This is a genomic window from Scytonema sp. UIC 10036, from assembly GCF_009725235.1.
Genome location: NZ_WJFC01000046.1, coordinates 54,502 through 73,979 on the forward strand (window position 1 = coordinate 54,502; position 19,478 = coordinate 73,979).

A 19,478-nucleotide genomic window follows, 5' to 3' on the forward strand; every position below is an offset into this window, starting at 1 on the left:
AATATGAAATCAGAAAATATAGAAGATATATATGAACTTACACCTCTACAAAAGGGTGTTCTCTTCCACTGTCTGTACGAAAATGAATCACAGCTTTATTTTTTTCAAATAGTATATAATATCCATAGCAGTATTAACGCCGATATTTTTGAAAAAGCTTGGCAAATTGTAATTGATAGACACACAATTTTACGTACAGGTTTTTATTGGGAAGAGATTGAAAATCCCCTACAAGTTGTGTACAAACAGGTAAAAGTACCCCTAACTCATTATGACTGGCGTCATTTAGATAGAGTTGAACAAGGAAATCAATTGCAATCTTTTATCGATGATGATCGCAAACAAGGGTTTGAGTTATCCCAGTCTTGCCAAATGCGTCTATCTTTAATTCGTCTTGCTGATGATTACTACCAATTTATTTGGAGTTATCATTTCATGATTATAGATGGTTGGACAGATTCATTAGTAATTAAGGAGTTTGTACAAATCTATGAAGCACTTTCTCAAAATCAGCAAATACCTCTAGCACCTACTCGCCCTTATAAGGATTATATTAACTGGTTGAAACAACAGGATATATCTAAAACCGAAATTTTTTGGCGGAAAGCACTACAGGGTATTAAAACACCTACTCCTCTTACTTACATCGAAAAAATTGACCAGTCACCCACTCAGGAGCAAAGATACGATGAAGAAAAGATTAAACTATCATCAGAGGATACACAGACTATACAATCTTTAGCCATACAAAACCGTCTTACACTCGCAACTATATTTAATGGTATCTGGACTATTCTTCTCAGTCGCTATAGCAGACGCAAGGATATATTATATGGCTGTACTGCTAATGGACGACCAGTAGATTTAAATTCAGCAGAGTCGATAGCTGGTGTATTTCTCAATACTTTGCCAATCTATGTCAATATAGATAACCAACAGCCTTTATTGTCATGGTTCCAGTATTTACAAACTCAACTAGTTGAGGCACGTCGCTATGAGTATACTCCATTAACAGAAATTCATGGATGGAGTGAAATTCCACGCAGTTTACCTCTATTTGAGAGTATTGTTGTAATGGAAGACTTTTCAGTCAAGAGATTTGCAAAAGACCGTGGAATTAATTTGAAAATTGAATACCATAAAACCTATTACAAAAGTAATTATCCTCTAAATCTAGTGATATATCCAGACGAAGAGTTATTCATCGCTTTTTCGTATGATTCTAGAAGATTTGAAACAGCTACTATTGTGGCAATACTTGAAGATATTGAAATCATCTTGCAACAGATGATAAATAATTGTAATATAAAAATTCAAGACTAAAATTTTTGAGATAGAGGAGGAAGAATAACTTTAATGCTTAAAAAGAAGTATCTTTTGATTTTGCTTTTACTTCTTACAGTTAAACTATTACAGTTTTTAATTATAGTGTACCAAAGTTTACCTCATCCTTGAAATACTTACATCCTAACTAATACTTAGTGAAAGTGATAAAAGAGAAATCATGAATATAAATTTACGCCCAGATAACTTTTTAAATCAAAAGATTTATTGGATAAATAAATTATCTGAAGAACTTCCAGAAACTAACTTGATTCTCGACTTTATAAGACCTTCGCTTTCTAATACTAAAAATAAGTCTCTTAACTTTGATTTATCCTATGATTTATCTCAAGCAATCATGAAGCTAGCTAAAGGTTCTTACTTTTCAATGTACTTGATACTTGTATCCGCATTGAATATACTGCTGCAAAAATATACTCAAAACAATGATGTTATTGTAGGCATACCAATCTATGATGAAATTGGTACAAGTGATTTAAGTAGCAAAGTTATTCCCTTACGTATTCAGGTAACACCTGAGATATCATTCAAGGATTTTTTGTTTCAAATTAAAGATGCAGTTATCGGTGCTTACAGTCATCAAAACTATTATTTTGATGAATTAATTAATTTATTAAAAATACCGACAAGCCCGAACCGTTGTTCACTTTTTGATATAGTAGTTTTATTAGAAAATATTCATAAAAAAAATAATTTAATTCATCTCAATAATGATATTACATTTTATTTTTTAATTAACGATGAAAATATTAGTGCAAATATAGAGTACAGCGAACACCTTTTTCAAGATGAGACTATCCAATTGATTAGTAGATATTATACTAATGTTATTGAAAGTATTATCAATAATGTTGATACTAAAATATCAGATATTATTTTATTGAAAGACTCCGAGCAGTACCATCTGTTAAAACAATTCAATGACAATACTAAAGAATATCCCATTGAGCAGACGATCAATAAATTATTTGAACAACAAGTAGATCAAACTCCAAACAATATAGCTGTAGTTCATAGACAAACAAAACTAACTTATCAAGAGTTAAATGAAAAAGCTAATCAATTGGCTATAATGCTGCGTCAACTAGGACTCGGTAAAGGTGAGTTTGTAGGCATATTTAAAGACCGTGATATAAATTTTCTTATCGCTATTCTGGGTATATATAAGGCTGGTGGTGCTTATGTACCGATTGATAGCACTTATCCGTCAAATCGAATTGAATATATGTTATCTAATAGCGAAGTTAAGTTTCTCTTAACTGATACTTCCTTATTAACTGTTTTGACAGACTTAATAGATAACTGCCTTCAATTAAAATCGATTATTTGTTTAGACGGGGTTATTCCCGAAGGCATACAACTAACTCATCATCAGAAATTAACAATATACGATCAACTTGGTTTTATTAACCTGCCCAAAGAAAATATAGAGTCAATAAATGATGCTAGCGACCCAGCTTATACGCTCTATACCTCCGGTTCTACAGGACTACCCAAGGGAGCAATAGTTAGACATGATGGTGCAGTTAATCACATTTATGCCCAGTTTGATGAGTTGAAATTGACCGAGGAATTTTGTTTTCTGCAAAGCGCCCCTTCTTCAACTGATATTTCGGTTTGGCAGTTTTTAGCACCGCTTTTAATTGGCGGAAGGACGGTAATAGTAGATATTGAAACTGTTGCGATTCCTGAGCAACTATTTAAAGTACTTAAATCAGAAGAAATAACAGTTGTTGAATTAGTACCAGCATTATTTGGCGGGTTGCTTGAACACACTTCGGGGATACCAAGTAACGAAAGAGAATTGCCGTCTTTAAAATGGATGATGGTTGTCGGGGAACCAGTATCGGTTAATTGGGTAAATAAGTGGCTGCAAATATATCCCGAAATCAAAATTGTTAACGCTTATGGTCCGACCGAAGCTGCTGATGATATTACCCAGTTTATCGTTGACAAGCCCTTGCCAGAAAACCAGCGAACTATTCCCATTGGCAAACCGCTCGCCAACTTAAATCTCTACATCCTGGATGAGCAAATGAAATTATTACCGATTGGTGCTCCAGGAGAGATTTGCGTATCGGGAATCGGTGTGGGTGCTGGTTACTGGAAAAACGAAGAAAAAACGAAATTAAGCTTTGTTGAGAATCCGTTTACAGATGCCAGCAAAAAGTTACCAAAAAATCGTGCTGATTTGATTTATAAAACCGGAGATTTAGGAAGATGGCTTCCTGATGGAAACATTGAATTTCTCGGACGAATTGACCATCAGGTGAAAATTCGTGGCTTTCGGGTTGAACTTGGTGAAATTGAAACGTTTTTGGGTCAGCACCCGAATGTACGTGAAAATGTAGTTGCGGTCTATGAAGAGGAAGTAGATAATAAGGTACTAGTTGCCTATGTGGTTGCAAAGACAGAGCCAGTACCTAGTATTAGTGAATTACGTAGCTTCTTGAAGGAAAAATTACCTGATCATATGCTTCCTTCTGCCTTTATAATGTTGGAAAATCTCCCCTTAGCACCAAGCGGGAAAATAGATCGTAAAGCTCTACCTAAACCAGACAATCTTCGTCCAGAACTGGAAACTAATTATGTTAAGCCGAGAAATGAGGTAGAGCGCTCTATTGCCGATATATGGCAGAAAATACTTAAGATTGACAAAGTAGGAATTCAAGACAACTTTTTTGATCTGGGTGGACATTCTTTAAATGTGCTTCAAGTCTACAGCAAGTTGCGAGAAGTATTTAGAGCAAAATTATCCATAACTGACCTTTTTAAATACCCGACAATCAACTCCTTGTCGCAATATTTAAGTCAAGTAGAAGATGAGTATGAATTTGCTTATGAACGTAATCAACGAAATCAGAATATGGAAGCCGGAAAAACAAGATTAAAACAGCGTTTAGAACAAAGAAAGCAAAAAAATAATTAATGAATTCATGTAGGCGTTAATTGCTTTATTAGGATGAAATTATGGAAAACTCAATGGATAAATCAAATGATTTTTTAAGTATTAGAACTGGTTTAGAGATAGCTGTTATTGGTTTAAGTGGATGTTTTCCAAAAGCTAAAAATATTGATACCTTTTGGAAAAATCTCCAAAACGGAGTAGAATCAATTCATTTTTTTACAAACCAAGAACTAAAAGATTTGGGCGTAGATTCTTCTCTTCTCCAAAATCCTAGCTATATTAAGGCACAGGGTGCAGTTGAAGGTATTGATTTGTTTGATGCTTCATTCTTTGGTGTTAGTCCTAGGGAAGCTGAAGTAATGGAACCTTCAATGCGTCACTTTTTAGAATATGCATGGACAGCAATTGAAGATGCTGGCTACAGTTGTGAAGCTTATAATAAGCCAATTGGAGTTTATGCTGGTGCTAATTTCAGCAATTATTTATTTAATATTTATTCAAACAACGATATTATTGCTTCTGTTGGTGATAAACAAATAGAAAAAGGGGTATCTCCAGCTTATTATACTACATTTGCTTCTTACAAATTAAACTTAACTGGACCAAGTTATACGGTTCAAACCACCTGTTCAAGCTCATTAGTTGCTGTACATTTAGCCTGCCAAAGTTTGCTTAGTGGCGAATGTGATATTGCTTTGGCTGGAGGAGTCTCAATCTCAGAAGCATTAGGTTATTTATACCAAGAGGGAGGAATAGAATCTCCCGATGGACATTGCCGTGCTTTTGATGCGAAAGCCAAAGGAACTGTCAGAGGAAGGGGCTTAGGGATTGTAGTTTTAAAGCGTTTAGAAGAGGCTATAGCAGATGGAGATTGCATCCATGCGGTCATCAAAGGCTCTGCGATTAACAACGATGGGTCGGATAAAGTTAGTTACACAGCACCGAGTGTAAATGGTCAAGCAAAGGTAATTAGAGATGCTCAAGATATGGCTGGAATTGAACCCGATACCATTAGCTATATTGAAGCACATGGAACAGGTACTACACTGGGCGATCCGATTGAAATTGCTGCCCTGAAACAAGCTTTTCGCACCAAAACAACTCAGAAAAAGGGCTTTTGTGCAATTGGTTCTGTGAAAACTAATATCGGACATTTGGATGACGCTGCTGGGGTTGCAGGCTTGATTAAAACCGTACTAGCCTTAAAACACAAACAAATCCCGCCTAGTTTAAACTTTGAAGAACCATCACCCCAGATAGACTTTGCAAACAGTCCTTTCTATGTAAATAACAAATTATCTGAGTGGAAAACTAATGGTACTCCTCGTCGTGCGGGTGTTAGCTCCTTCGGTTTTGGTGGAACAAATGCCCATGTAATTTTAGAAGAAGCTCCTATACCTAAACCTTCAAGCCCTTCAAGGTCTTGGCAGTTATTATTACTTTCAACTAAGACAAGTACAGCACTGGAAACTGCTACAGATAATCTGGCTAATTACCTCCAGGAACACCCAGATTTAAATCTTGCTGATGTTGCTCATACCTTGCAAGTGGGTCGCTGGACTTTGAACCATCGCCGCATGGTAGTTTGCCAAACTCAAGAAGATGCAATCAATGCATTAAAAGACCCTCAAAGAGCTTTCACCCATTATCAAGAACCTTGTAATCGTCCGATTGTATTTATGTTTTCCGGACAAGGTTCGCAATATGTAAATATGGGTCGGGAATTATACGAGAGCGAAACCGTATTTAGAGAGCAATTTGATTACTGCTGCGAACTGCTCAAACCTCACTTGGGCTTGGACTTGCGTACAGTTCTTTATCCCAGCGAAGAAAAAGCTCAAGAAGCAACACAAAAATTGCAACAAACAGCAATTACTCAACCAGCGCTGTTTGTGATCGAATATGCTTTAGCCAAGTTGTGGATGACATGGGGTGTACACCCTGAGATGATGATTGGTCACAGTATAGGAGAATACGTAGCTGCTACTTTGGCTGGAGTCTTTTCTTTAGAAGGTGCTTTGGGGATAGTAGCAACACGAGGAAAACTGATGCAGCAGTTACCTGGTGGTGCGATGCTCTCAATTGGGCTTCCAGAAAAGGAGGTACAAGAACTGCTAAAGCAGGAAGTATCTCTAGCTGCAACTAATGCACCTTCTTCCTGCGTAGTATCGGGTTCCACAGAAGCAATAGACCAATTGCAACAGAAGCTACAACAAATAGGTGTAAATTGTAGACGTTTGCATACTTCCCACGCATTTCATTCTCAAATGATGGAACCCATCATTGAGACTTTCATCCGGTCGTTACAAAAGGTCAAACTAAATCCACCGAAAATTTCTTTTATATCCAACGTCAGCGGTACTTGGATTACAACAGCCGAAGCAACAGACCCTAATTATTGGGCAAAACATCTGAGACAGCCTGTACGTTTTTGCGAAGGGATTACTGAGTTAGTAAAAACACCCGAAACATTATTCTTAGAGGTAGGACCAGGACGAACGTTAAGCACTTTTGTTAAACAGCATCAAAAAGAAGAATCTTTAGTGCTGACATCACTTCGCCACCCTCAACAGCAAGAGTCTGATGTCGCATTTTTACTTAATAGTTTAGGTAAGCTGTGGCTATTTGGTGTGAAAGTAGATTGGTCTGGTTTTTACACTAATGAGCGCCGTCATCGCATTCCTTTACCAACCTATCCTTTTGAACGCCAACGCTATTGGATTGAGTTAAACCAAAATGCGACTTTGGCTAGGATGCAACAGCCATCAATGGACAAAAAGCCGGATATTGCTGATTGGTTCTATGTTCCTCGCTGGAAAGAATCCACACCGCTAGAACTTTTCCAACAGGAAAAATCCTTGGAACAAAAATTATGTTGGTTGGTGTTTGCTGATACCTATGGAGTAGGAGTAGAGGTTGCTGAAAGGCTCAAGCAAAAGGATCAGGATGTGATTGTCGTTAGAATTGCAGATAATTTTGCGAAACTCAATGACTATACATATGCAATTAATCCCCAACAAAGGGATAACTATGATGCTTTGCTTGAAGCACTACAACAACAGGATTGGACACCACAAGCGATCGCCCACTTTTGGAGCGTTACTCCCAAAGATATTTTATCGGGTCAAGAATTATCTGAACAAACACCCTTACAATCAAGGTATCAATTTTTTGAACATTGTCAAAATCTCGGTTTTTACAGTCTGCTGTTTCTCACACAAGCATTAGCAAAGCAAAATATAATTGAGCCAATGAAGCTGATGGTTGTTACCAGTAATGTGCATGATATAACTGGCAGTGAGAATTTATGCCCTGAGAAGGCAACCATATTAGGGTCATGTAATGTAATCCCACAAGAGTACCTCAATATCACTTGTTGTTGTGTCGATATTGTTTTCCCAGAATCTGGAAGTAAACAATCGCAAAGATTGATGGATTATCTGCTGACAGAACTAATAGCACCAGTCACAGATAGATTAATTGCTTATCGTGAAAATCATCGCTGGATTAAAATCTATGAAGCTTTACATATAGATGAAAGCATTACCAGCCAAACCAAGTTGAGGAAAGGGGGCGTTTATTTAATCACTGGTGGGCTTGGGCGCATTGGTTTAGCAATGTCAGAATACTTGGCAAAAACAATGCAGGCTAAGTTAGTTTTGATCGGGCGAAAGGACATACCTGAAAGACATCAATGGTCTCAATGGCTGCTAACTCACGATCAGTCCAATGAAGTTAGCCAAAAACTTCGGAAAGTAATGATGCTTGAGGAATTAGGTGCAGAAGTTCAGGTTATCAGTGCTGATGTCGCTAACGAACAACAAATGCAAAGAGCTATAGCATTAGCTAAGGAACACTTCGGTGAAATTCATGGTGTAATCCATGCAGCGGGAATTAATGACGATGCTTATTACACTATCCAAGAAACTTCTACAAATCAAAGCCAATCACAATTTCATCCCAAAGTGTATGGACTATTTGTTTTAGAAAAGGTTTTGCGAGGTCAAAATTTAGATTTTTGTTTATTAACGTCCTCTTCATCATCTGTTTTGGGAGGTATAGGATTAATTTCCTATTCTGCTGCTAATCTTTTTATGGATGCTTATGCTCACAAGCACAACCAGACGAGCTTGTTCCCCTATATTAGTACTAACTGGGATACCTGGCAGGAGAACGACAACGGAAAGCAAGATATTACTTTTGGATTAGGGTTAGAAAAGTTACGCATGACACCGCAGGAAGGAATAGAAGTCTTGAGGCGTTTATTATCTATAAATACAACTCTTCAGATAATTGTTTCTGCGGGAGAGTTACAACCAAGGATTGACCAATGGATCAAACGAGAATTTTTACGAAATAGAAAAGCACTCAAAGAAGAAAATTTAATTTCAAATCACCAAAGACCAAACTTACCCACAGTATATGTTCCTCCAAGAAATGAGATAGAGCAAAAAATTACGAGAATTTGGCAACAACTCCTTGGTATAGGAGAGATAGGAATTTATGACAACTTTTTTGAACTGGGTGGTGATTCGTTGATAAGTGTCCAGGTTACATCCCAGCTGCAAAAAGAACTGAATGTTCAAATTCCCATAGTCAGTATTTATAACAGACCTACTATAAGTTCTCTTGCTGAAATCATAAGTGGTGATGAAAATCAGAAAAACTTAGGGCAGTCTAGTCTTGATAGAGGTGAAAAACGAAGAGAGAAGAAAAAGCAACGAAGAAAAAGCAATATCGACAGATTTTAAAGCATTTTTTCAATAAAATAGGTGAGATGAGAGATGTCTAACTACAAGAAATATTCGGAAAAATTTGACGAAATAAATGATGATTTAGGCATAGCTATTGTTGGTATGGCTGGACGATTTCCTGGCGCAATAAATATTGAAGAATTTTGGCAGAATATCAGAGATGGAAAAGAATCAGTCACTTTTTTCAGTGATGAAGAACTAAAAGTTTCGGGAATCGCTCCAGCAGAAGTGAGTGATCCTCAATATGTAAAAGCAAGACCCATCCTCAAAGATATAGAGATGTTTGATGCTTCGTTCTTCAACTTTTCTGCTAAAGAAGCTGAACTTACAGATCCACAACATCGCCTCTTCTTAGAGTGTGCTTATGAAGCTCTTGAAAGTGCTGGCTATGGTTCTGCTAAAGGTTCTATTGGAGTTTATGCTGGCTCCTCCACCGCAGGTAGCTATATGTCGAATCATTATTCAAATCCTGAGGTCATAGCATTACAAGATATAGCTGTTTTAGGAAATGATCCAGCTTCTTTAGCAACGCGTATCTCTTATAAATTAAACTTGAAAGGACCGAGTATTAATATTCAAACTTACTGTTCTACATCCTTGGTGGGCGTTCATTTAGCTTGCCAAAGTTTACTTAATTATGAATGTGATATGGCTTTGGCTGGCGGTGTTTCGATACAAGTGCCACAAAAATCTGGTTACCACTACACACAAGGGGGTAGTTTGTCACCAGACGGGCATTGCCGGACATTTGATGCTAAAGCTCAAGGAATCGTTTTTGGTAACGGTTTGGGCATTGTGGTTTTGAAAAGATTAGAGGATGCTCTGGTAGATGGAGACACCATCCATGCCATCATTAAAGGTTCTGCTATTAATAACGATGGGTCTTTTAAAGCTAGTTATACAGCGCCCAGTGTAGATGGTCAGGCGGATGTGATCTTACAGGCTTTATCTGACGCTGGAGTAAAACCTGATACTATCAACTATATTGAAGCTCACGGCACAGGAACATCCATAGGAGATCCCATTGAAATAGCGGCATTAACACAAGCTTTTGGCACGATTACTCAAAAGAAGAGATTCTGTGCTATCGGTTCAGTAAAAACCAATATTGGGCATTTGGATGCTGCGGCTGGTGTTGTTGGATTGATTAAAACTACGCTAGCCCTCAAGCATAAACAGATACCACCTAGCCTGCACTTTGAGCAGCCTAATCCTGAGATAGATTTCGATAATAGTCCTTTTTACGTTAACACTGCACTGTCTGAGTGGAAAAGCAATGGTTCTCCTCGCCGTGCGGGAGTTAGTGCTTTTGGTTTTGGCGGAACCAATGCCCATGTAATTGTAGAAGAAGCCCCGGTTGTAGAAAGAAGTGATGCTACGTCTGTACATTCTCGACCTTGGCAATTATTAATGCTATCTGCCAAAACCAGTTCCGCACTGGAAACAGCCACAACAAATTTAGCTAAATATTTTCAAAAACATCCCGATTTAAATCTTGCCGATGCGGCTTACACATTGCAGGTTGGGCGTAAGGCTTTCGACTATAGGCGCACGGTTGTCTGTCGAGATATTCAAGATGCTGTAAATGCACTCCAAGACCCAAGACGGGTTATTACGAATACTCATAAAACTCAACAACGTTCTGTTGCCTTTATGTTCTCTGGACTGGGAACTCACTATCTTGATATGGCTCTTGAGCTTTACCAAACTGAGCCAAGATTTCGTATCTCAGTTGACCAATGTTGCGAAATCCTCAAACCGCTCCTTGGTCTGGATTTGCGAGATGTCTTGTATCCCCAGAGAAACAGCGAGAATAGCAAGCCAAAACAAGATACCCCCTCAAGCGGGTTGGATTTGCGAAAAATGTTAGGTCGTGGAGAGGAACAAGCAGATGCAGAAACGTTGCGTGTAACATCTCTACTAAATCAAACCGTTCTCACCCAACCAGCTATATTTATTGTTGAATATGCTCTAGCTCAATTGTTGATCTCGTGGGGAATTCGTCCTGCGGCAATGATTGGCTACAGCATCGGTGAATATGTAGCAGCAACTCTAGCCGAGGTTTTATCTCTAGAAGATGCTTTAACCTTAGTAGCTAGAAGAGCGCAAATGATTGACGAGCTGCCAGAAGGGGCGATGCTGGCAGTTCCCCTCTCAGAAGAAGAGATACGGCCCCTCCTGAATGAAAATATTTCCATGTCTGCAATCAACGGTTCATCATTGTGTGTGATTGCAGGTGCCAAGGATGCGGTGGAAGAATGGGAACAGCTATTAAGTGAGCGAAATTTAATTGGTAAGCGTTTACAGACATCTCACGCTTTCCATTCTGCGATGATGGAGGCGATTGCACCTGCCTTTGGTGATTTAGTCAAAACATTTAGCCTTAAACCCCCAAAAATTCCCTACATTTCTAACGTCACCGGCACCTGGATTACAGCAGAGCAAGCAACAGATCCCAGTTATTGGGTGAAGCACCTCTGTCAAGCAGTGCGCTTTGCGGAGGGAGTGCAACAATTGTGGCAAAAAGACAATCCGATTTTATTAGAAGTTGGTCCAGGTCAAGCATTAATTAATTTCGCATTCCAATGTATAGAAAGTGAGGATAGAGCTAAATTATTGATGCTTCCCACCCTGCGGCATTCTTATGAGCAGCAGTCAGATATCGCCTTTTTAATGAATACATTGGGTCGCCTTTGGCTGGCAGGAGTAGAAGTAGATTGGTCTGGTTTTTATGCCAATGAACAACGCGTCCGCATCCCTTTACCAACGTATCCATTTGAACGTCAGCGTTACTGGATTGAACCGAATAGGCAAGCACAGGATAATGATCAAACCTCTGCATTAGGTAAGAAGACTGACATAGCCGATTGGTTTTACATTCCTTGCTGGAAGCAATCCAAACCACTTCAGCTTTTCCAAAAAGAAAAATTATTGGAGCAAAAGTCATGTTGGTTGGTGTTTGACGATACCTATGGAGTAGGAGCAGAGGTTGCCGAAAGACTTAAGCAACAGAATCAGGATGTGATTGTCGTTAGAATCGCGGATAATTTTGCAAAACTCAATGACAGTACCTATGCAATTAATCCCCAACAAAGGGATGACTATGATGCCTTACTTCAAGCACTGCGAGAACAGAATTGGACACCCCAGGGAATAACTCATTTTTGGAGTGTTGCTCCTAGCGAAACCCTACCAGAACGAGAATTAGGTGAACAAGTACAGTTACAATCACGCTACCAATTTTTTGAAGATTGTCAAAACCTTGGTTTTTACAGCCTACTATTTTTAGCACAAGCCTTGGCGAAGCAGAATATAACTGACTCAATCAAGTTGATGGTTGTCGCCAGCAACATACATGATGTAACAGGTGGTGAGAATTTATGTCCTGAAAAATCAACTATATTAGGTCTATGCAAGGTAATTCCACAGGAATATCCCAACATTACTTGTTGCTGTTTTGATATTGCGCTTCTAGAATCAGGAACCCAGCTATCAAGTAAATTAATAGATTCTCTAGTTGGAGAATTTACAGCACAGCCAACTGAAAACATCGTTGCCTACCGTGGTCATCATCGCTGGATTCAAACATATGAACCAATCCGTTTAGATAAAAGTAGTATTGGTAGAAACAAGTTAAGGAAAGGAGGAGTTTACCTAATCACTGGTGGACTTGGTGGTGTTGGTTTATTATTGGCAGAATATTTAGCTCAGACAGTACAGGCGAAATTAATTCTTCTTGGGCGAAAAGGTCTTCCGGAAAGGGAGCAGTGGCAAGAATGGCTGGCAAATCATGATGAGAAAGATAGCATTAGCCGCAAGATTCGCAAAGTGCAGTCACTCATAGCTTTGGGTGCAGAGGTTCTGATCGTTAGTGCAGATGTTGCTAATGAACAACAAATGCATAATGCAATTGCGATCGCCACTCAGCAATTTGGTGTAATTAATGGTGTCATCCATGCAGCGGGAATTGTCGAAGATGCACATTACCCTATTATGAAAACTTCAAAAGCCCAGGCGCAATCGCAATTTTACCCCAAAGTTTATGGGCTATTTGTCTTGGAAAAGGTTTTGCAGGGACAAGAATTAGATTTTTGTCAATTAACATCGTCATTATCATCTATATTGGGAGGCTTAGGATATACTTCCTATTGTGCGGCAAATATTTTTATGGATGCCTTTACCCATAACTACAACAAAACTAGTCTGTTCCCTTGGAGTAGTTTTAACTGGGATGATTGGATAACTGAAGAGGAACAGCAAAATGCAGATGCTTTAAGCACTTTGTATAAATATGGTATGACATCGAAGGCTAATAGTATAGATGCATTTGAACGTCTATTATCGATGTGTGGGTTTCCTCAGCTTGTTGTCTCCAGTGGAGACTTGCAAGCTAGGATACGGGAATGGATAAAGCTTGAATCTTTAGAAACTAGTGAATTACAAAAGGGACAAAACTTATTATCAAAACATCAAAGACCTAGCCTGGATATAGCATATATTGCTCCTAGAAATGAAATAGAAGAAGCAGTTGCTAATCTTTGGCAAGAAATCTTAGGTATCGAACAAATAGGTATCCACGACAACTTTTTTGAATTGGGAGGACATTCCGTAAATGCGATTCAAATTGCTGCCAAAGCTAACCAAGTAGGTTTAAAGTTAAGACCCGATCAGTTTTTTCAACATCAAACAATAGCTGAATTAGCAGCAGATTTATTCGCTACCCAAACTAATCAGTTAAAACAGGATTTAGGTACAAAAGAATTACCTCTTACACCTATTCAGCATTGGTTTTTTGAACAGAATCAGACCGTTCTACATCATTGTAACGAGTCTTTGCTACTAGAAATACAGCAAGCGTGTGATCACAAATTGTTAGAGCAGGCTTTACAGCATTTGATTGAATATCATGATGTATTTCGCTTGCGTTTGATTCAGAAAGAATCTGGTTGGCAACAAACTTATGCTAGTTGCAATGATACTAATGACACTATTGAAATAAAACGAGTAGATTTGTCGGCACTACCAGAAATAGAGCGAAAATTCGCGATAGAGTCACAAGCTGCGGAATTAAAGGCAAGTTTGAACCTATTTGAGGGACCACTTGTAAAGTTTGCCTTCTTTGACTTAGCGCCACAACAAACCAACTACCTGTTAATTATTATTCATCATCTTGCAGTTGATAGTATTTCTTGGCGAATTTTGCTAGAAGACTTGCAAACGACTTATCAGCAAATTAGTCAAGGCAAGGCGATACATTTGCCAGACAATACCAACTCATATGTAAAGTGGGTACAATCTCTACAAAATTATGCTCAATCTTCAGAAATAGCGCGAGAACTGGACTATTGGCTCCAAGAGAGTCAAAAAGCATTTAGCCATTTACCCGTTGACTATTCAACATCTGACAAGATATTAGTTGATTTGGATACAGTATCAGTTTATATAAGTAAACAAGAAACAAAAACTGTACTTGACGAGATACACAAAGCCTATAATACTCAAATCAATGATGTATTACTAACAGCGTTAGTGCAAGCTTTTGCCAAATGGACAGGAGAACAGAAACTGCGGTTCGATATAAGTTATAATGGTAGAAATACAAAATTTAAAGATGTAAATATAGCCCGTACTGTTGGCTTACTCAGAACTTTTTTCCCAGCCATTTTAGATACAACAGAATCATCTGACCTAGGAGATTCATTAGTAGCAATCAAAGAATATTTACGTGGTATTCCTAATAGTGGGATTGGTTATGGTGTACTAAAGTACTTAAGCAATGAGCAGGAGATACAATCAAAACTGCAAGCGCTTCCTAAGAGTGAAGTGAGCTTTAATTACTTAGGTCATTATGACCAGGTTATTTCAGATTCAATTTTATTTGCTCTACCCCAAAATTATCAAGGTATCAACTACAGTAAGCCTACAAACGGAGTTTATTTACTGGAGATCGATGCAATCGTGGTTCAAGAACAATTACAGTTGCATTGGACTTACAGTAAATCTATTCATCGTCGAGAAACAATTGAAAACTTGGCTAATAATTTTCTTGAAACAATACGTTCTCTCGTTACTCACTGTCAGTCGGTTAAAAGAATAATGTATACACCTTCTGACTTTCCAAAATCTAATTTAAATAAGCATAATCTGGATAAGTTCATCACAAAAATTAGCCAAAAAAGTGAGAAGAAAAACAAATGAACACAGCAAATATTGAGGATATATATGAACTGACGCCTTTGGAAAAAGGTATCCTCTTCCACTGTTTGTATGCCGAGAATGAATTGGAACTATACCTTTTTCAACACACCTTTACCTTCCGTAATCTTGATACAGATATTTTTGAAAAAGCTTGGCAGTTTTTAGTAGATCGACACACTATTTTACGTACTGGATTTTACTGGGAGGAGATTGAAAATCCACTACAGGTCGTATACAAACAGGTAAAGGTACCGATAAATCATTATGACTGGCGTAATCTAGATCGAATCGAACAAGAAAATAAATTGGAAAGTTTTATTAAGAGCGATCGTGAATCTTACTTTGACTTTTCACAACCATGCTTGATGCGTCTGTCTTTAATTCGGTTTACTGATGACTACTACAAAGTTATCTGGACATATCACTTTATAGTCATAGATGGTTGGGCTGGCTCAATACTAATGAGTGAGTTTCCACAAATTTATGAAGCACTTGTTCAAAATAAACAAATATCTTTAGGACCCACTCGTCCTTACAGAGATTACATTGATTGGGTACAGGAGCAGGATATAGCTAAAACCGAAATATTTTGGCGGCAAGCATTGCGGGGTGTAAAAAGACAAACTCCCCTTTCATATATAGAAATGATTGATAAATCGTTTTCTCAGGAACAAAGATACGATGAGGAAATAATGAAAATATCATCAGAAGGGACACGTACGATAGAATCCTTGGCAAAAAAATATCGTCTCACCCTTCCAACAATAATTAATGGTATTTGGGCTATCCTCCTCAGTCGCTATAGCAGGCAAAGCGACGTAATTTATGGTTGTACTGTTACTGGTCGTCCAGTAGATTTGTATTGTTCAGAGTCAATATGTGGTGTATTTGTAAATACACTACCAATTTATGTGAAAGTAGACACTAACCAGTCTTTTTTGTCTTTGATGCAAAATTTACAGATTCATCTAGCAGAAACACGTAAGCATGAATATACTCCATTAACAGATATTCAAAATTGGAGCGAAATACCACGAGGTACAGATTTATTTAAGAGTCAATTAGTCGTAGAACAGTTTCCAACTGTAGAACTTACACACTATTGGAAAGAGGTTTTAGGATTTACAGAAGATAAAGTATATTACAAAAATAACTATCCTCTTAATTTAGTTATATATGTGGGCGAAGAGTTATTAATAGCTTTTTCCTATGATAATAAAATATTTAATGTTAGTACTATCATAGGGATACTTAAAGACATTGAAACGCTTTTAAATCAGTTTATCGCTGACCCTAACATACAACTCAAATATTTATCCTTTTCTACGGATAAACAGCGATTAATAACGTCAATCTTGGAGAAAGAAGTATCAGTTTTAGGGATATCTGAATCATGATAGTGTTAGATGAAATAGAAAGAAAATACAAACTTTCTAGTGACAATTTTACCAAAAATTATGTCGCTCAAGGAAAGCCCGTCATAATTTCTGGAGTTATCCCTAGCTGGAATAGCTTTAGTCAATGGTCTTTAAAATACTTCAATCAATTATCACCATCTCTGAATATTTACGCTAAAAATTTTAGTGATAAAGAGATTGAAATATGTAGTTTAACAATGGGAGAATATATAAAATTAATAGAAAATTATGAAGCGGATTCTTTGAATAATCCTTCACCACCATATTGTCACGATCTACCTTTATTTAGCTTAATTCCTTCATTAATAGAAGACGCTCAACCATTCCCTTTAGACTATTTACCAAAATGGTACTGGTATAAGTGGTGGCGTTACTGTCAGTTTTTCTTGGGCTGTTCTAATAGTATTACTCCACTACATTTTGATTGTCTCCTGACTAATAATATTTTCTGTCAAATTGTTGGGCGTAAACAATTTACTATATTACTACCTGAAGATGCAAAATATTGCTATCGCAAGGGCTGGCGATGGTTTCTTGTGAATCCAGAAAATCCAGACTTCAATAAGTATCCTGAATATAAAAATGCCAAACCAATTAGGTTTATTGTTAATCCTGGTGAGATTTTATATATGCCTCCTGGAACTTTACATCATGTTAGAAGCTTAGATATGTCAATTTCTTTTAATATTGATTGGCACACAAGAAAAAGTTGTTTGAATGCTATAGCAGCCAGTGTCAAAGGTATGCCTCCCCAAAACTCTTACTATAACTTTTTACTTGCTATGGGATTAGTATTTAAAATACCTTCTTCAGTCATATTCAAATTCTATAAATCGTATTTGAATTATGTCTCTTGATAGTCAAATATAAACTCTTATAGTGATATACTGAATAAGTATATTAGAATGAACAACATTCTTAAACGGAGAGAATTATGAATATTTTTGAAAAGTGCGAATCAAACGTTAGAAGCTATTGCCGTAGTTTTCCAGCCATATTTCATCGGGCTAAGGGTTCGATTATTTATTCTGAGTCAGGTCGAGAATATATAGATTTTTTTGCAGGTGCAGGCGCATTAAACTATGGGCATAATCATGACTATATAAAAGAAAAAGTCATTTCCTATTTGGATGCTGATGGGATATCTCACGGCTTAGATATGTATACTTCTGCTAAGGAAAAGTTTTTAGCTAAGTTTAATGAAGTTATACTAAGTACAAAACACTTAGATTATCGCATTCAATTCTGCGGACCAACTGGAACAAATGCCGTTGAAGCAGCTTTAAAACTAGCTAGAAAAGTAAAGAAAAGGCCTGGTATATTTTCTTTTATGGGTGCCTATCATGGAATGACTTTGGGCAGCTTATCAATTACTGCTAATACAGCAATTCGAGCAGGGGCAATTGGAACATTAAGCAATGTTACATTTATGCCCTATCCCTATGGGTTCATGGAGAGTTTTGATACGATAAAATATATAGAGTCAATTTTAAATGACGTTAATTCAGGAATTGAAAAGCCAGCCGCAGTCATTTTTGAAACAGTCCAAGCTGAAGGTGGGGTTGTTGTTGCTCCCATTGAGTGGATGCAAAGACTAAGAAAGTTGTGTGACGAACATGATATTTTATTAATCTGTGATGATATTCAAGTAGGTTGCGGTAGAACAGGCTCTTTCTTTTCTTTTGAAAGAGCGGGTATTGTTCCCGATATAGTTATACTTTCTAAATCGATTAGTGGATACGGATTTCCTCTGTCCGTATTATTAATTAAACCAGAATTAGACATTTGGGAACCTGGTGAGCATAATGGCACATTTAGAGGTAATCAATTGGCGTTTGTTGGGGCTACTGCTGCTCTAGAGTATAGAGAAAATAGCAGCCTTGAACAGGATGTTAAGGCAAAAGAACTTTTCTTGAAAAATTTTCTGTCCCAACAAATATCACAAATCAACGAAAATATAGCTATACGGGGAATAGGAATGATTTGGGGTATAGATTTGACAAATTTTGGTGGTAACAGTTTGGCTAAAAACATCACAATGCATTGTTTTGAAAAGGGATTAATAGTTGAAAGAGCAGGTAGAAATGATACCGTAATTAAATTATTGCCCCCTCTAACAATTGATATGCCTACTTTAAAAGAAGGTTGTTTAATCATAGAAACAGCTTTTAATGAATGTTTGTAAATTAATTAGACTAGACTAAAATAAAATATGAGTTTGATTCCAGTATTTCTTCATACTCACTTCTTGTGAATAACTTATTGTGGTGATAATTTATCTTACCTAACCACTTAATCAAACTATTGTGCTAATACAAGCAATTTCAACCAGCTAAAAATGATGGATACAATATTAGAATTAGATCCCCAAGAGCTATTCTCTCAAAAAATATACTGGTTAAATCAGCTCTCTGGAGAATTACCAGAAACAAACTTAATACAGGATTATGCTAGACCCTCTCAGTATACTGGAAAAAATAGAAGTCATTATTTTGAGCTACCTGATTATTTATCTCAGGGAATTATCAAGTTAGCTAAAGGGTCTGATTTTTTGTTGTACTTAATGCTTTTATCAGCATTCAAGATACTTCTGCAACGGTATCTTAGAACTAATGACCTTATCGTTGGAATACCAGTTTACAAGAAAATAAATGGTGTAAATCTAGATTATTTGAATGATAGTAAGCTGATTCCCTTACGAACTCAGTTATATAATGAAATGACATTCAAAAGTTTTCTCATTCAAGTTAAAGATAATTTAATTCAGGCATATAGTCATCAGGACTATTGCTTTGATGAATTAATTGAATTATTAAATTTACCTCAAGCAGAGAATCGATGCTCATTATTTGATAT

The 19,478-nt window shown here is 37.2% G+C and carries 8 protein-coding genes; all 8 read left to right on the plus strand.

Going from position 1 to position 19,478, the window contains the following annotated elements; genetic code table 11:
- Window positions 1-3 precede the first annotated feature (3 nt).
- A complete protein-coding gene (locus F7734_RS22120; protein WP_155746684.1) occupies window positions 4-1,323 on the plus strand; it encodes a condensation domain-containing protein in 1,320 nt (439 codons plus the stop codon).
- A 181-nt stretch (window positions 1,324-1,504) separates the two neighbouring features.
- Window positions 1,505-4,273 (plus strand): non-ribosomal peptide synthetase, encoded by a 2,769-nt coding sequence (locus tag F7734_RS22125; protein WP_155746685.1) that lies wholly within the window; start codon window positions 1,505-1,507, stop codon window positions 4,271-4,273.
- A gap of 41 nt (window positions 4,274-4,314) precedes the next feature.
- Window positions 4,315-9,003 (plus strand): type I polyketide synthase, encoded by a 4,689-nt coding sequence (locus F7734_RS22130; protein WP_155746686.1) that lies wholly within the window; start codon window positions 4,315-4,317, stop codon window positions 9,001-9,003.
- A 33-nt stretch (window positions 9,004-9,036) separates the two neighbouring features.
- The gene (locus F7734_RS22135) at window positions 9,037-15,204 is read left to right on the plus strand and encodes a type I polyketide synthase (RefSeq protein ID WP_155746687.1); all 6,168 of its coding nucleotides are present in this window, start codon (window positions 9,037-9,039) and stop codon (window positions 15,202-15,204) included.
- Window positions 15,201-16,601 (plus strand): condensation domain-containing protein, encoded by a 1,401-nt coding sequence (locus F7734_RS22140; RefSeq protein ID WP_155746688.1) that lies wholly within the window; start codon window positions 15,201-15,203, stop codon window positions 16,599-16,601. Before F7734_RS22135 ends, F7734_RS22140 begins: the two co-directional genes overlap by 4 nt.
- Window positions 16,598-17,479 carry a cupin-like domain-containing protein gene (locus F7734_RS22145; RefSeq protein ID WP_155746689.1) on the plus strand — a complete coding sequence of 294 codons (882 nt, stop codon included), beginning with the start codon at window positions 16,598-16,600 and terminating at the stop codon, window positions 17,477-17,479. Before F7734_RS22140 ends, F7734_RS22145 begins: the two co-directional genes overlap by 4 nt.
- A 77-nt stretch (window positions 17,480-17,556) precedes the next feature.
- Window positions 17,557-18,807, plus strand: a complete 1,251-nt coding sequence (gene ectB, locus F7734_RS22150; RefSeq protein ID WP_155746690.1) for a diaminobutyrate--2-oxoglutarate transaminase — start codon at window positions 17,557-17,559, stop codon at window positions 18,805-18,807.
- Between the two features lie 153 nt (window positions 18,808-18,960).
- Window positions 18,961-19,478 (plus strand): condensation domain-containing protein (locus F7734_RS22155; RefSeq protein WP_243147020.1); only part of this gene is annotated, 518 nt, incomplete at its 3' end.

Excerpts from the sequence above, each read along its gene's own strand:
- F7734_RS22120 (WP_155746684.1), top strand. The coding sequence starts at position 4 with ATGAAATCAGAAAATATAGAAGATATATATGAACTTACACCTCTACAA.
- F7734_RS22125 (WP_155746685.1), top strand. The coding sequence starts at position 1,505 with ATGAATATAAATTTACGCCCAGATAACTTTTTAAATCAAAAGATTTAT.
- F7734_RS22130 (WP_155746686.1), top strand. The coding sequence starts at position 4,315 with ATGGAAAACTCAATGGATAAATCAAATGATTTTTTAAGTATTAGAACT.
- F7734_RS22135 (WP_155746687.1), top strand. The coding sequence starts at position 9,037 with ATGTCTAACTACAAGAAATATTCGGAAAAATTTGACGAAATAAATGAT.
- F7734_RS22140 (WP_155746688.1), top strand. The coding sequence starts at position 15,201 with ATGAACACAGCAAATATTGAGGATATATATGAACTGACGCCTTTGGAA.
- F7734_RS22145 (WP_155746689.1), top strand. The coding sequence starts at position 16,598 with ATGATAGTGTTAGATGAAATAGAAAGAAAATACAAACTTTCTAGTGAC.
- ectB (WP_155746690.1), top strand. The coding sequence starts at position 17,557 with ATGAATATTTTTGAAAAGTGCGAATCAAACGTTAGAAGCTATTGCCGT.